The sequence below is a fragment of the Sodaliphilus pleomorphus genome (assembly GCF_009676955.1).
Taxonomy (GTDB): Bacteria; Bacteroidota; Bacteroidia; order Bacteroidales; family Muribaculaceae; genus Sodaliphilus; species Sodaliphilus pleomorphus.
Window position 1 is genome coordinate 1,779,074 of record NZ_CP045696.1, and the last position, 14,239, is coordinate 1,793,312.

A 14,239-nucleotide genomic window follows, 5' to 3' on the forward strand; every position below is an offset into this window, starting at 1 on the left:
ATAAATTAAGAGAAAAAAAACAACATGTTGTACTATTTATTTCACTATTTAGAGCAATTCGACGTGCCGGGCGCGCGGCTGTTTGACTACATCACCTTCCGTGCCGGTTTTGCGCTCATCCTGTCGTTGTTTATAGCCATCGTGTTTGGCCGCAAGATTATCGACCGCCTGCAGCTCATGCAGGTGGGCGAGATTGTGCGCAACCTGGGCCTGCAGGGGCAAATGGAGAAGAAAGGCACTCCCACCATGGGAGGCATCATCATCATCCTGGCCATCGTGGTGCCCTGCCTGCTGCTGGGCAAGCTGGGCAACATCTACATGATACTCATGATCATTGCCACGCTGTGGTGCGGCGCGCTGGGCTTCTGCGACGACTATATCAAGGTTGCCCATCACAACAAGGAGGGCATGAAGGGCAAGTTCAAGATTGTGGGCCAGGTGGGCCTGGGCCTGATTGTGGGCCTCACGATGTACTTGAGCCCCGCCATTGTGATGGACCAGAACGTGGAGGTTGTCGACCCCGTGACCCACGAGGTCGTGATCGAGCACAAGGCCCAAAACATCAAGGCGGCCGAGACCACCATCCCCTTTGTGAAAAACCACAACTTCAACTACTCGTGGTTTACCAAGTGGATGGGCGATGGAGCCAGCACAGGCGGCTGGATCGTGTTTATACTGGTCACCATCTTTGTGGTGGCGGCAGTGAGCAACGGCGCCAATCTCACCGACGGGCTCGACGGCCTGGCCACGAGCACCTCGGCAGTGATAGGGGTGGCGCTGGCCATCATGTGCTACTTGGGGGGCAATGTGGTGTATTCGACCTATCTCAACATCATGTATATCCCCAACAGCAGCGAGCTTGTGGTGTATGCGGCGGCCTTCATAGGCGCCACGGTGGGCTTCTTGTGGTACAACGGCTATCCGGCTCAGGTGTTTATGGGCGACACGGGCAGCTTGTGCCTGGGCGGCATCATCGCCGTGTTTGCCATTCTCATACGCAAGGAGCTGCTCATTCCCATCTTGTGTCTCACCTTCTTCTGCGAGGACTTGAGCGTGATGGTGCAGGTGGCCTATTTCAAGTACACCAAGAAGCGCTACGGCGTGGGCAAGCGCATCTTCAAGATGACGCCGCTGCACCACCACTTCCAGGTGCCGGCGGGTCAGGTCGAGGCCAAGTGGCAGAAGCCTGTGCACGCCATCCCCGAGCCCAAGATAGTGATGCGCTTTGTGCTGGTTGCCATCTTGCTGGCAGTGCTCACCTTTGTGACACTTAAGATAAGATAAAAAAAACATGACTCAATCACATTTTAATAATAAGATGAAAAAACGTATCGTGGTTTTAGGCGGAGGAGAGAGCGGCGCCGGAGCTGCTGTCCTGGCCAAAGTGAAGGGAATGGACGTGTTCTTGACCGACATGGGCAAGATTGCGCCCAAATACAAGCAGCTGCTTGCTCAATACGATATCGAGTGGGAAGAGGGGCACCCGCACACCGAGTCGAGAGTGCTGGCGGCCGACGAGATCATAAAGAGCCCCGGCGTGCCCGGCAACGTGCCCATCCTGGTGAAGGCGCAGCAGAAGAGCATACCGGTCATCAGCGAGATTGAGTTTGCCGGTCGCTACACCGATGCCAAGATGGTGTGCATCACGGGCAGCAACGGCAAGACGACCACCACCTTGCTCACCTATCACATTTTGCAGAAGGCAGGCCTCAACGTGGGTCTGGCCGGCAATGTGGGCAAGAGCCTGGCCCTGCAGGTGGCCACCGAGAGCCACGACGTGTATGTGATAGAGCTGAGCAGCTTCCAGCTCGACAACATGTACGACTTCAAGGCCAACGTGGCCGTGATACTCAACATCACGCCCGACCACCTCGACCGCTACGACTACAAGATGGAAAACTATGTGGCCGCCAAGTTCCGCATCATGCAGAACCAGACGAGCGACGACGCCTTCATCTACTGGCACGACGACCCGGTGGTGACCGCCCAGCTCAAGCACGTGACGAGCGAGGCCCGCATGCTGCCCTTCAGCGCCCTCGACGAGGAGGATTGCGCTGCCTGTCTCGACGAGAGCGGCTTGATGAAATTTAACGTGGGCGGCAGGCACTGGGAGATGCCCCGTGCCCAGCTCTCGCTCAAGGGACTGCACAACGTGTACAACTCGATGGCTGCCGGTATCTCGGCCACGTTCCTCAATGTGAACGACGAGGTGATACGCCGCGCCCTGGCCGACTTCGAGGCCGTGGAGCACCGCTTGGAATACGTGCGCACGGTGGGCGGTGTGACCTATATCAACGACTCCAAGGCAACCAACGTCAACGCCACCTGGTATGCCCTCGAGAGCATGACCACGCCGGTGGTGCTCATCCTGGGCGGCAAGGACAAGGGCAACGACTACAGCGAGATAGAAGACTTTGTGAAGGAGAAGGTGAAGGCCATCGTGTGCTTGGGTGTCGACAACAGCAAGCTGCACAAGTTCTTCGACGGCAAGGTGCCCAACATCACCGATGCCCGCTCGATGCCCGAGGCAGTGGCCAAGTGCCACGCCTATGCCCAGAAGGGCGACACCGTGCTGCTCTCGCCCTGTTGTGCCAGCTTCGACCTGTTTAAGAACATGGAGGATCGCGGCTGCCAGTTTAAAGATTGCGTGAGAAAACTGGACGACTAAACACACACGCACACACAAGAGAGAGTGTGTGTGTGGGTGTGTGGCAAGGCCGCCCGTAAACATTGAGAAAGAGAAACAAAATATTACATGTCGGAAAAAGCCAAGAGATATGAAGAAATGTCGCGCAAGTATGGCGACCCGTGGATATGGGGCATCTACTTCACGCTGATATTCCTGTCGATCATCGAGTCCTACAGCGCCTCGAGCCGCGAGGTGGCCACGGCAGGGGTGTACATGCCCATCATCAAGCAGGTGGTTTTCCTTGCCATAGGTGGGCTGCTGCTGTATGTCATCTATCGTGTCGACTACAACAACAAGACCCTGCTGGCCATCATGATACCAGGATTGGGCTTGGTCACGCTGCTGTGCCTGGTATATGTGCGATTGTTTGGCGAGGTCGTCAACGGCGCCCAGCGCGCTATCACGCTGCCGGGCTTCACCATTCAGCCCGCCGAGCTGGCCAAGCTGTCGATAGTCACATTGCTGGCCTATATACTGGCCCGCAACCAGAAGAACAAAGACGTGAAAACCACCGGGATGGTCGAGGCCGCATCGGTAGTGGCGGTGTTTGGCTTCCTGCTCTTGCAGAGCGGCCTCACCAACACGTTGCTGCTCATGTGCATCAGTGGCTCGATGATGCTTATAGGCGGAGCCAGGCTCAAGCGTATAGGCTATGTGCTGGTGGCCTATGCCGTGCTCTTTGGCGTGTTCTGGGTCATCAAGAATCACAACGACAACCAGGAGGCCACGCTCAACGGCCCCGGGGCAACGAGCGAGCTCATCGTGCAAGAGGGCGACACGCTGGGCACGACAGGCGGCGACAAGCCTGTGGTCAACCGCCAGAGCACGTGGAAAAACCGCATACTCGACTGGTGGCACAGCGACTCGCTGGTGTACAAGCCCATCACGAGCAAAAACACGCAGGAGATGATATCGCGCATGGCTCAGGCCCATGGCGGCATCACCGGCGTGGGGCTGGGCAACTCGCGCGAGTGCAGCCGGCTGCCACTGGCCTTCAGCGACTACATCTACTCGATTATCGTCGAGGAGATGGGGCTCATAGGCGGTGTGTGCGTGCTCATCCTCTACCTGTGGCTGCTGGCTCGGGCCGCCATGATAGCACGCCGTTGCCGCCGCGTACTGCCGGCCCTGCTCATCATCGGCATGGCTTCGATGGTCGCCTTCCAGGCCCTGTTTCACATGGCCATCAACGTGGGCGTGTTTCCCGTCTCGGGTCAGCCCCTGCCGCTCATCTCCAAGGGCGGCACCTCGATCATCGTCACCAGCGTGGCCTTTGCCATCATGCTGAGCATCAGCCGCACTATTGCCAACCAAAACAGTAAAAACAACAAAACCGAGGAGGCTCAGTTGCCCGATGACTTGCGCGCTGAGAATCCCACACAAATGATAAGAGAAAATGAATGGAAATGAAATGAATTTTCTGGTGAGCGGCGGCGGCACAGGCGGCCACATCTTTCCCGCTCTGTCGATTGCCAATGAAATCAAGCGTCGCTACCCCCAGGCCCACATCCTCTTTGTGGGTGCCCAGGGACGCATGGAGATGGAGCGTGTGCCTGCCGCAGGCTACCCCATCAAGGGCCTGCCGGTGATGGGTTTCGACCGCAAGCACTTGCTCAGAAACGTGAAGGTGCTCTACCGCGTGTGGAAGTGCACCCGCATGGCCAAGGATATCATCAAGGAGTTTAAGCCCAACGTGGCCATAGGTGTGGGCGGCTATGCCAGCGGCCCCACGCTCAAGGAGGCCCAGAAGATGGGCGTGCCCACCTTGCTGCAAGAGCAAAACTCCTATGCCGGCGTGACCAACAAGCTCCTGGCCAAGGGGGCGCAGTGCATATGTGTGGCCTACTCGGGCATGGAGCGCTTTTTCCCGGCCGGCAAGATCGTGATGACGGGCAACCCGGTGCGCCGCAACCTGCTCGAGTGCACCGCCACGCCCCAGCAGGCCCGCCAGGAGCTGGGCCTCGACCCCGACAAGAAGACCATACTCGTGATAGGCGGCAGCCTGGGGGCACGCACCGTGAACGAGAGCATCATTGCCGGCCTGCAGGCCATAGCCGGGCACCACGACGTGCAGGTGCTGTGGCAGTCGGGCAAGTACTATGACCAGCAGTGCAGCCAGGCTCTGGCCGCCTCGGGCGTGACCAATGTGCACCAGGCCGCCTTTGTGACCCGCATGGACATGGCCTACCGCGCCGCCGACCTCGTGATATCGCGTGCCGGCGCCAGCAGCATCTCTGAGTTGCAGCTGCTGGGCAAGCCTGCCATTCTCGTGCCCAGCCCCAATGTGGCCGAAGACCACCAGACGCACAACGCCATGGCGCTCGTCGACAAGGGCGCAGCCATCATGGTCAGGGATGCCGAGGCCCGCGACAAGCTCGTGGCCACAGCGCTCGACACGGTCGCCAATGCCCAGACGCTACAATCGCTGGCAGCCAACGTGAAGAAGATGGCCCTGGCCAACGCTGCCGAGACGATCGTCGACCACGTGATGGCCATTGCCAAGTGAAAGGCCAAGCGACGACAACGACTGCTGTCGTTTACCGACTAAATGCTTTATATTACAATATATATACATACACAATCATCAACAATGAGCAAAGATTTTAAATCGATATATTTTGTGGGCGCCGGCGGCATTGGCATGGCAGCCCTCGAGCGTTATTTCCTCGACAACGGCAAGCAGGTGGCCGGCTACGACCGCACTGCCACCGACCTGACCCGCGCCCTGGAGAAAGAGGGCGTGGAGATTTCCTATGTCGAGGACCCCGACACGATTCCTGCCTATTGCCGCGACAAGCGCGACACTGTGGTGGTGTACACGGCCGCCATACACGAGAGCGAGCCCATATTGAAGTGGTTTCTCGACAACGGGTTTGAGGTGATGCTGCGCGCCAAGGCGCTGGGCATCGTCACGCGCAACAGCAAGGCGCTGTGCTTCTCGGGCACCCACGGCAAAACCACCACCTCGAGCATGGCGGCCCACATCCTGCAGGTGAGCGGCGTGGGCAGCAACGCCTTTCTGGGCGGCGTGCTGCGCAACTACGGCACCAACTTCCTGCTATCCAAGACCAGCCCCTATAGCGTGGTCGAGGCCGATGAGTTCAACCGCTCGTTTCACGAGCTCACGCCCTACATCGCCGTGGTGAGTGCCACCGACCCCGATCACCTCGACATCTACGGCAACTATGAAAACTACCTGGAGAGTTTCGCCCACTTCACCGAGCTCATCGAGCCGGGCGGCGTGCTGCTGCTGCACACCGGGCTCAAGCTCAAGCCGCGCCCCCGCCCGGGCGTGAAGACCTATACCTACTCGATCGACGAGGGTGACTTCCATGCCGCCCGCGTGCGCAAGGGCGACGGCGAGATCGTGTTCGACTTTGTGGCCCCCGACGGCAGCGTCATTGCCGACGTGAAGCTGGGCGTGCCTGTGGAAATCAACATCGACAACGCCGTGGCTGCCATGGCTGTGTGCTGGCTCATCAAGGTGCCCGCCCAGGCCATCAAGGAGGGCATCGCCACCTTCATGGGCGCCAAGCGCCGCTTCGAGTTCTGGCTCAAGGAGCCGGGCAGCCACGGCCACGTGGTGATCGACGACTATGCCCATCACCCCAACGAGATCATGGCCAGCATCAAGAGCGTGCGCGACCTGTATCCCGGCCGCAAGCTCACCGTCATCTTCCAGCCCCACCTCTACACCCGCACGCGCGACTTCGCCCCCGAGTTTGCCCGGGCTTTGAGCTTGGCCGACGAGTGCTACATGCTGCCCATCTATCCTGCCCGCGAGGAGCCTATAGCCGGGGTGAGCAGCGAGCTCATCATGAAAGATGTAACTTGCCCTGTAAAAAAGGTTTATAGCAAGGAAAATTTGCTCAGTTCAATCCATTTGCTTAATTTTGATATCTTGTTGACAGTGGGTGCGGGCGATATTGTCGACCTCTTGCCCAGGATATGTGAAGAAGTAAAGAAACAACAGCGTTGAAGATAGTTCGCTACATACTGCTCGTTGTGCTCACCGCGCTGCTCGCGTGGGGGGTGATCTGGGCCCATGGCCAGGCACGCGACCAGGTGTGCCGCAAGGTCGACATCGAGGTGGTGAACGCCTCGAGCAAGCCCTTTGTCACGCCCCGCGGCATCATCGAGGACCTCAAGCACGCCCACATTGCCCTCGAGGGCAAGCCCATGTGGCAGATCAACAGCGACCGGGTGGAGCGCCTGCTCGACACCTCGCCCTATCTTGAGAGTGCCGACTGCATCAAGGGGCAGGATGGCCGCTTCATCATCAGGGTGCGCCAGCTTGTGCCCGTGATGCGTGTCATGGACGGCGACAAGTCCTACTACGTCAACCGCGAGGGCAAGCGCATGGAGGCCAACGGCAACTACTACTGCGACGTGCCTGTGGTAAACGGCCACTTCACCCGGGCCTACGGTCCCGAGCGGCTGGTGCCCCTGCTCGACTATGTGCAGAGCGATGCCACGCTCAACTCCATCGTCACGATGTACAACTACCGTGGCCCTGGCAGCATCTATATCGTGCCCTGCTTTGTGGGGCAAATCATCGACTTTGGCAGCGTGGCCAACTATGAGAACAAGTTCAAGAAGCTGCTGCTCTTCTACGAGAAAGTGATGCCCGTGCGTGGCTGGGACACCTACGACACCATCTCGCTCAAGTGGATGCACCAGGTGGTGGCCACACGCCGCCTCAAGCGGGTGGAAGCCACAGTCGAGGCTGGCCCCGACGACGACGAGATAGCCCCCGATGCCACGACCATCACCGTGACCGACGACAACCGCGCCCTCGTGCGCAACGACGGCACCACCAGGGCTGCCATTGTGAAGTCGGGCGCCGACCCGGCGGCTCGCCCGAAGAAGACCAAGCGCGACGACTCGCCCCGGCGCGAGGCCCAGGAGGCGTCGAAACCAGCCGGCAAGCAGCACGCCGAGGCGGCCAGCGAGAAGCACCCAGGCAAGAAGCACACCGACAAGCAAGAGCGCGACTCAAAATCGACCGAGAGCAGCAAGAAGAAAAAAGCCGCACAGTCGCCAGCGGGCTCAACGGGCAACAAGAGCAAGAAGAAGAGCACCGGCAACGAGAAGAAGAAATAACGAAACATTACATATAAACTTTACACATTATGGAAAAAACTCAATATATCGTAGCACTTGAGATAGGCAGTTCCAAGATCGTGGGAGCCATCGCCGAGAAGTCGCCTACTGGCTACGTGAGCGTCAACCGCCTTGAGGAGCAGAAGCTCTCCAACTGCGTGCGCTACGGCTGTATACAGAACGTGGAAAACACAAAAAACGCTATCAACCGCATCCTCAAGATGCTGAGCAACGCGGTCGACGGCCTCATCACCGACGTGTATGTGGGCATCAACGCCCGCTCGGTGCACAGCGAGGCTACCGAGGTGACGCGCAACCTCGACGCCTCGGTGCAGATTACCGACAGCATGATCGACAAAATCATCAGGGGCGTGCATGATGTGTTTAGAGGCTACGAGGTCATCGACATCGTGCCGCGGGCCTTCTATGTCGACGGCAGCGCCACCAAGACCCCTGGCGGCCAGTTTGGCTCCAAGATAGAAATCAAGCTCAACCAGATTGTGGCCAAGCCCAACATCAAGCTCAATCTCGAGCGCGTGATGAGCGCCACGATGAAGGTGCGCCAGTACCTGGTCACGCCACTGGTGGTGGGCGAAGAAATACTCAAGCCCGACGAGCTCTCGCTGGGCTGCATGCTGGTCGACATAGGCGCCGAGACTACCTCGGTGGCCATCTACAAAAACAACGCCCTGCAGTATCTCACCACCCTGCCGCTGGGCGGGCGCAACCTCACGCTCGACCTGGTCAACGGCCTGCAAATCATGGAGGAGACGGCCGAGCGCGTGAAGAAAAACATCAACAACCCGCTCGACCCTGCCCATGCCGAAGACATCATCATCGACGGCGTGCACTCGAAGAAGGCGTCGGAGTACATCTCGGCCCGCATGGGCGAGATCATCGTCAACATCAACCGCCAGATCACCAATGCCGGTCTCACCAACGACGACTTGCGCTCGGTTGTGCTCATAGGCGGAGGTTCGGCCCTGCAGGGCCTGCCCGAGAAGGTGAACGAGGTGACCAAGATCAACGTGCGCCGCGGCTCCTACCCGTCGACGCTCAACATTCTCGACCACACCATCAACAAGCCCGAGTATATCGAGCTCTTTGCCTTGCTGGCCAAGGGTGCCGAGCTGCTCCCAGAAGGGGCTACCTGCCTTGAGCGCCGCTCCTATGAGCCCGAAGGCCCGCAATTTGCCATGCCGGCCGGCGCGCCAGCCGCAGCCGCCAGGCCGCAGCCCGAGCAAGAGCCGCAGCCGCAGCCCGACAAAAAACGCCGCTCTATCTTTGGCGGTTTCAAGCGCAAGCTCGACAAGCTGCTGAGCGAGAGTGATATCGAGGACAACGACGAGGAGAGAGACGAGTGAGCCGTGCTCGATGCCCTGTGACAGAGAAACACCGAAATCATAAATAAGATAAAACATATTGCAATTATGGCTAAAGATATCAGTAGTAAAGAAATATTTGACAGCATCGACCAGCCGTCGGGCTTCAATCTCGACGAGAAGATGCCCACCATCATCAAGGTTGTGGGCGTGGGCGGCGGCGGCAACAATGCTATCAATCACATGTATGAGCAAAACATAAGCGGCGTTTCGTTTGTCGTCATCAACACCGACCGTCAGGCGCTGAGCAGCAGCCCCGTGCCCAACCGCCTGCTCATAGGCCCCGAGACCACCAAGGGCCTGGGGGCCGGCAACAACCCCGAGGTGGCCAAGGCGGCTGCCGAGGAAAGCGCCGATGAAATATCGGCCCTGTTTGACGACGACACCAAGATGGTGTTTATCACCGCCGGCATGGGCGGCGGCACCGGCACCGGCGCTGCACCTGTGGTGGCCCGCATCGCCCGCGACCGCGGCGTGCTCACCATAGGCATCGTGACCATTCCCTTCCTCTTCGAGGGCCAGAAGAAAATCATCAAGGCACTCAACGGTGCCGACGAGATGCACAAGTATGTTGACGCGCTGTTGATCATCAACAACGAGCGCCTCACCGAGATATACCCCGACTTGAACTTCATCAACGCCTTCGGCAAGGCCGACGACACGCTGAGCATTGCAGCCCGCAGCATCTCGGAGCTCATCACCACCCAGGGCATGATCAACCTCGACTTCAACGACGTGAACACCACCCTGCGCGACGGCGGCGTGGCCATCATCAGCAGCGGCTATGGCGAGGGCGAGCATCGTGTGACCAAGGCCATCGAGGATGCCCTGGAGTCGCCCTTGCTCAAGAACCGCGACGTGTACGGCTCCAAGAAGATACTCATGAACTTCTACTTCTCGCGCGAGTCGCACTCGCCCTTCAAGATGGCCGAGGTCGACGAGATGCGCCAGTTTATGACCAACTTCAGTCCCGAGGTCGACGTGATATGGGGTGTGGGCTTCGACGACACGCTCGAAGACAAGATCAAAATCACCATTCTGGCAGCCGGTTTCGAGGTCTCGCTCGACAGCGAGACGCCAGCCACAGCTGCCGACGGGCCGGCCATCAACACCGGCACTACCAAGGGCGCCGTGGCCACGGCCGCTGCAGCTGCCAGCGTCGACGACGAGGCTCGCTTGCGCGAGGAGTATGGCGACAAGGTGATACAGCAGGGCCAGGAGCAGGCCGAGTCGCGCTACATCGTGCTCAAGCCCGAGGACATCGACAACGACGACATGGTCGACTTGCTTGAGAAGACGCCCACCTTCAACCGCAACCCCAAGTTCAAGGCCCAAATCGCGCAGCTGCGCGACAAGCACCAGGCCGCCCACGACTACCATGCCCGCGAGGCCAGCCAGGCCCAGACCAAGAAGAAGGGCACCACGGGCACCATCTCGTTTGGCAGCTGATGCACGTGCATCGTGATTGCCGCGGGGGCTACTTGCTTGGTAATGAATTATTGTGTAATTTTGCGCAAAAATAAAGAAATATAACATCACAATCGATTATGTCACTTTTTGAAGATGTCAATGCCGGCATAAAAGCGGCTATGAAAGCTCGCGACAAGCAGCGCCTCGAGGCCCTGAAGGGCATCAAGGCCGAGTTCCTGCTCATCAAGACTGCTCCCGAGAACAACGGCGAGGTGACCGACGCCAACGCCATCAAGGCCCTCGTGCGCATGGTCAAGCAACGCAAGGAGAGCGCCGAGCTCTATGCCAGCCAGGGCCGTCAGGACCTGGCCAGCGAGGAGCTGGCACAGGCCAGCGTGGTCGAGGAGTTCCTGCCCAAGCAACTGAGCGACGAGGAGCTCACCGTGCAGCTCAAGGCCATCATTGCGCAAGTGGGCGCCACCTCGCCCAAAGACATGGGCAAGGTGATGGGCGTGGCCACCAAGCAGCTGGCAGGCAAGGCCGAGGGCCGTGCCATAAGCGCCAAGGTTAAGCAATTATTAAGTTAAAAACTGCAACACATAAAATGTTAACACTACAACTTATCAACAAGGATCCCGAGGACGTGATACGCCGCCTGGCCGTGAAACAATTTGACGGCCGCGAGCCCATCATGAAGGTGGTGGAACTCGACAAGCAGCGCCGCGAGGCTCAGAAACAGCGCGACGACAACGCTGCACAGCTCAACAAGATGGCTGCGCAGATAGGCGCCCTCATGAAGCAAGGCAAAAAAGAAGAAGCCCAGGCTGCCAAGCAGCAGGTGGGCACGCTCAAGGCTGCCAACAAGGAAATCGACGATCGCCTCACCGGTATTGAGGAAGAAATACGCCAAATACTGCTCTCGGTGCCCAATGTGCCCTACAAGGGCGTGCCCGAGGGCAAGTCGAGTGCCGACAACGTGGTGGAGAAAACGGGCGGCAAGATGCCCGACCTGCCTGCCGACGCGCTGCCGCACTGGGAGCTTGCCAAGAAATACGACATCATCGACTTTGACCTGGGTGTGAAAATCACCGGTGCAGGCTTCCCTGTGTACAAGGGCAAGGGTGCCCGCCTGCAGCGCGCCCTCATCCAGTTCTTCCTCGACGAGGCCAACAAAGACGGCTATCTCGAAATCGAGCCCCCGCTGGTGGTGAACCAGGACTCGGGCCTGGGTACCGGCCAGCTGCCCGACAAGGAAGGCCAGATGTATCACTGCGAGGTCGACGACTTCTACTTGATACCTACGGCCGAGGTGCCAGTGACCAATATATACCGCGACGTGATCATTCCGCAAGAGGAGCTGCCCAAGAAGAATTGCGCCTACAGCGCATGCTTCCGCCGCGAGGCTGGCAGCTACGGCAAGGACGTGCGCGGCCTCAACCGCCTGCACCAGTTCGACAAGGTAGAGCTCGTGCGCATCGAGAAGCCCGAAAACAGCTATGCCGCCCTCGAGGAGATGAAAGCCCACGTGCAAGGCCTGTGCGAGAAGCTCGAGCTGCCCTGGCACATCCTGCGCCTGTGTGGCGGCGACACCAGTTTCACGAGCGCCATCACCTTCGACTTCGAGGTGTGGTCGGGCGCACAGAAGCGCTGGCTCGAGGTGAGCTCGGTGTCCAACTTTGAGACCTACCAGGCCAACCGCCTCAAGTGCCGCTACCGCGGCGACGACAAGAAGACCCACCTGTGCCACACCCTCAACGGCTCGGCCCTGGCCCTGCCGCGCATTGTGGCCGCTCTGCTCGAGAACAACCAGACGCCCGAGGGCATCAGGATTCCCGAGGCACTGCGCAAGTACACTGGCTTCGACATCATCGACTGATTGCACCGGCGGCCATGTAGCCCCGATTGATGCAACAGCTATTATATCACACAAGCCCTGGCACGTCGGTGCCGGGGCTTGCTGGCTTGTGTGGCGGAGCACATTGCTGCGTGCTTGGCCATGATGTGTGTGGTGCGCGCGCGCCGTCAGAAGGGCTTGTCGGTGGTGCCGGTCATCGACTGAAACAGGTCGTTGGCCAGGCTGCTGGCCCCGATGCGGAAGTACTCGTTGTCGAGCCAGTGGTCGCCCAGCACCTCCTTGACGATGGTGTAGTACTTCACGGCATCCTCGGTGGTGCGTATGCCGCCTGAGGCCTTGAAGCCCACCATGATGCTGTGCTTCTGGTAGTACTCCTTGATGCACTGGCACATCACATAGGCAGCCTCGAGCGAGGCCCCGGGATAGATCTTGCCTGTCGAGGTCTTGATGAAGTCGGCGCCGCTGTACATGGCCAGTATCGAGGCGCGCTTGATGTTTTCGGCGCTCTTGAGGGCGCCCGTCTCGAGTATCACCTTCAGGGGGTGGTTGCCTATAGTGGCCTTGAGCTCGGCAATCTCGTCGCACAGCTCCTCGTAGGCGCCGTCGAGGAAGTAGCCCATGTTGATGACCACGTCGACCTCGTCGGCGCCGTCTTGTATGGCCAGGGCGGTTTCGGCCACCTTGGTCTCGATGTGGGCCTGCGACGAGGGGAAGCTGGCGCTGCACACGGCGATGCCCACGTCGCTCACCTCGAGGTTGCCGCGCACCACCTCGGCAAAGTTGCTGTAGACGCATATCGAGGCCACGTTCTTGAAGTCGGGATACTTGGCCTGGTACTTGTTCACCTTTTGGGTGAAGGCGGCGATGCTGCGCTCGCTGTCGGTCGTGCTCAGGGTGGTGAGATCGACGCAGTTGAGCAGAAACTCATACACGTCGCGGTTCATGTTTTCCTGCCAGTGCTCGTCGACGAGGCGGTGCACCTGGTCGCTCACCTTGTCGTTGTCGGTCTCCACCTGGCTGGCCTTGATGGCAGCCTCGTATTTGTCGGGCGGCACAGTCTGCTCAAAGGGGAGGTCCTTTTTCAGATTGTCGGTCACGCCTTTCATCTTGTTGAATTGGTCTTTAATGCTGTCCATGATCTTGTATTTAGTGGATTTAGAATAAACGCAGGTGCTGCCTGTGAGGCAAATGGGGGCTCAGGCTTTGTCGCCGGCCGGGCCCTCGAGCTTGGGGTTGTGGAGGTGACGGTGGCTGTCGCGCTGCGTCTTCTTGTCAAAGTTGCGCTCGAGGGCCGCATCGAGGTCGATGCCCGTCTGGTTGGCGATGCACAGCGTCACCCACAGCACATCGGCCAGCTCATCGGCCAGGTCCTTGTGCTTGTCGCCCGGTTTCCACGACTGCTCGCCATAGGTGCGCGACATCACGCGAGCCACCTCGCCCACCTCCTCGGTGAGCTGGGCCATGTTGGTGAGCGGGTCGAAGTAGCGCACGCCATAGGTCTTGATCCAGTTGTCGACACGCTTTTGTGCCTCTTCGATTGTCATAGTCGCGGTGTGGTTGTGTACAATAATAGCCTACAAACTTACTAAAAAATCCTGGCCCAGGCAACACCAGGCGCTTTTTTGTGAGAAAGTTGCGGGGCACATGGCTGTGTGGGCACGAGCCGCAGGCAGGGACACCGATGGCGGCAATTGCACGTGCGACGGCATCGGCGTTTTTTTTTCAACGATGATTAAGAACATTTATTACAAAAAAGATAGGGAGTACCTTGTTTTGCACTATCTTTGCAATAATTTAATC

At 59.0% G+C, this 14,239-nt stretch carries 12 protein-coding genes; 10 read left to right on the forward strand and 2 right to left on the reverse strand.

Annotation, left to right across the window (positions count from 1 at the left end; all coding sequences use genetic code 11):
• Positions 1–24: 24 nt before the first annotated feature.
• From mraY to serS, 10 genes are all read left to right on the forward strand, one after another.
• Complete coding sequence (gene mraY, locus GF423_RS07120; RefSeq protein WP_154327695.1) at positions 25–1,284, forward strand: phospho-N-acetylmuramoyl-pentapeptide-transferase; 1,260 nt, start codon at positions 25–27, stop codon at positions 1,282–1,284.
• Between the two features lie 34 nt (positions 1,285–1,318).
• Positions 1,319–2,668 (forward strand): UDP-N-acetylmuramoyl-L-alanine--D-glutamate ligase, encoded by a 1,350-nt coding sequence (gene murD / locus GF423_RS07125; protein ID WP_154327696.1) that lies wholly within the window; start codon positions 1,319–1,321, stop codon positions 2,666–2,668.
• Positions 2,669–2,755: 87 nt separating this feature from the next.
• The gene (locus GF423_RS07130; protein ID WP_154327697.1) at positions 2,756–4,099 is read left to right on the forward strand and encodes an FtsW/RodA/SpoVE family cell cycle protein; all 1,344 of its coding nucleotides are present in this window, start codon (positions 2,756–2,758) and stop codon (positions 4,097–4,099) included.
• On the forward strand, positions 4,086–5,195 hold the full coding sequence (gene murG, locus GF423_RS07135; protein ID WP_154327698.1) for an undecaprenyldiphospho-muramoylpentapeptide beta-N-acetylglucosaminyltransferase: 1,110 nt from the start codon (positions 4,086–4,088) through the stop codon (positions 5,193–5,195). The genes GF423_RS07130 and murG overlap by 14 nt, the downstream gene beginning before the upstream one ends.
• A gap of 84 nt (positions 5,196–5,279) precedes the next feature.
• A complete protein-coding gene (locus tag GF423_RS07140; RefSeq protein WP_154327699.1) occupies positions 5,280–6,668 on the forward strand; it encodes a UDP-N-acetylmuramate--L-alanine ligase in 1,389 nt (462 codons plus the stop codon).
• Entirely contained in the window at positions 6,665–7,792 is a 1,128-nt protein-coding gene (locus tag GF423_RS07145; protein WP_154327700.1) for a POTRA-like domain-containing protein, read from the forward strand. The genes GF423_RS07140 and GF423_RS07145 overlap by 4 nt, the downstream gene beginning before the upstream one ends.
• 29 nt (positions 7,793–7,821) lie before the next feature.
• Positions 7,822–9,156 carry a cell division protein FtsA gene (gene ftsA / locus GF423_RS07150; protein WP_154327701.1) on the forward strand — a complete coding sequence of 445 codons (1,335 nt, stop codon included), beginning with the start codon at positions 7,822–7,824 and terminating at the stop codon, positions 9,154–9,156.
• Positions 9,157–9,261: 105 nt separating this feature from the next.
• Positions 9,262–10,623 carry a cell division protein FtsZ gene (gene ftsZ / locus GF423_RS07155; protein ID WP_420853238.1) on the forward strand — a complete coding sequence of 454 codons (1,362 nt, stop codon included), beginning with the start codon at positions 9,262–9,264 and terminating at the stop codon, positions 10,621–10,623.
• 98 nt (positions 10,624–10,721) lie between these two features.
• Positions 10,722–11,171 (forward strand): GatB/YqeY domain-containing protein, encoded by a 450-nt coding sequence (locus tag GF423_RS07160; RefSeq protein WP_154327702.1) that lies wholly within the window; start codon positions 10,722–10,724, stop codon positions 11,169–11,171.
• Positions 11,172–11,188: 17 nt separating this feature from the next.
• Positions 11,189–12,460, forward strand: coding sequence for a serine--tRNA ligase (serS, locus tag GF423_RS07165; protein ID WP_154327703.1), 1,272 nt, complete (start codon positions 11,189–11,191; stop codon positions 12,458–12,460).
• A gap of 146 nt (positions 12,461–12,606) precedes the next feature.
• On the opposite strand, the gene deoC is transcribed toward serS, so the two are convergent.
• Together deoC and GF423_RS07175 are read right to left on the reverse strand one after the other, a co-directional pair.
• Positions 12,607–13,545, reverse strand: coding sequence for a deoxyribose-phosphate aldolase (gene deoC, locus GF423_RS07170; protein ID WP_154329007.1), 939 nt, complete (start codon positions 13,543–13,545; stop codon positions 12,607–12,609).
• A gap of 90 nt (positions 13,546–13,635) precedes the next feature.
• Positions 13,636–13,983 carry a nucleotide pyrophosphohydrolase gene (locus tag GF423_RS07175; protein ID WP_154327704.1) on the reverse strand — a complete coding sequence of 116 codons (348 nt, stop codon included), beginning with the start codon at positions 13,981–13,983 and terminating at the stop codon, positions 13,636–13,638.
• Positions 13,984–14,239: the final 256 nt, after the last annotated feature.

Bases quoted from the DNA above. Each gene is read 5' to 3' on its own strand.
- mraY (WP_154327695.1), top strand. From the start codon at position 25: ATGTTGTACTATTTATTTCACTATTTAGAGCAATTCGACGTGCCGGGC.
- murD (WP_154327696.1), top strand. From the start codon at position 1,319: ATGAAAAAACGTATCGTGGTTTTAGGCGGAGGAGAGAGCGGCGCCGGA.
- GF423_RS07130 (WP_154327697.1), top strand. From the start codon at position 2,756: ATGTCGGAAAAAGCCAAGAGATATGAAGAAATGTCGCGCAAGTATGGC.
- murG (WP_154327698.1), top strand. From the start codon at position 4,086: ATGAATGGAAATGAAATGAATTTTCTGGTGAGCGGCGGCGGCACAGGC.
- GF423_RS07140 (WP_154327699.1), top strand. From the start codon at position 5,280: ATGAGCAAAGATTTTAAATCGATATATTTTGTGGGCGCCGGCGGCATT.
- ftsA (WP_154327701.1), top strand. From the start codon at position 7,822: ATGGAAAAAACTCAATATATCGTAGCACTTGAGATAGGCAGTTCCAAG.
- GF423_RS07160 (WP_154327702.1), top strand. From the start codon at position 10,722: ATGTCACTTTTTGAAGATGTCAATGCCGGCATAAAAGCGGCTATGAAA.
- serS (WP_154327703.1), top strand. From the start codon at position 11,189: ATGTTAACACTACAACTTATCAACAAGGATCCCGAGGACGTGATACGC.
- deoC (WP_154329007.1), bottom strand. From the start codon at position 13,545: ATGAAAGGCGTGACCGACAATCTGAAAAAGGACCTCCCCTTTGAGCAG.
- GF423_RS07175 (WP_154327704.1), bottom strand. From the start codon at position 13,983: ATGACAATCGAAGAGGCACAAAAGCGTGTCGACAACTGGATCAAGACC.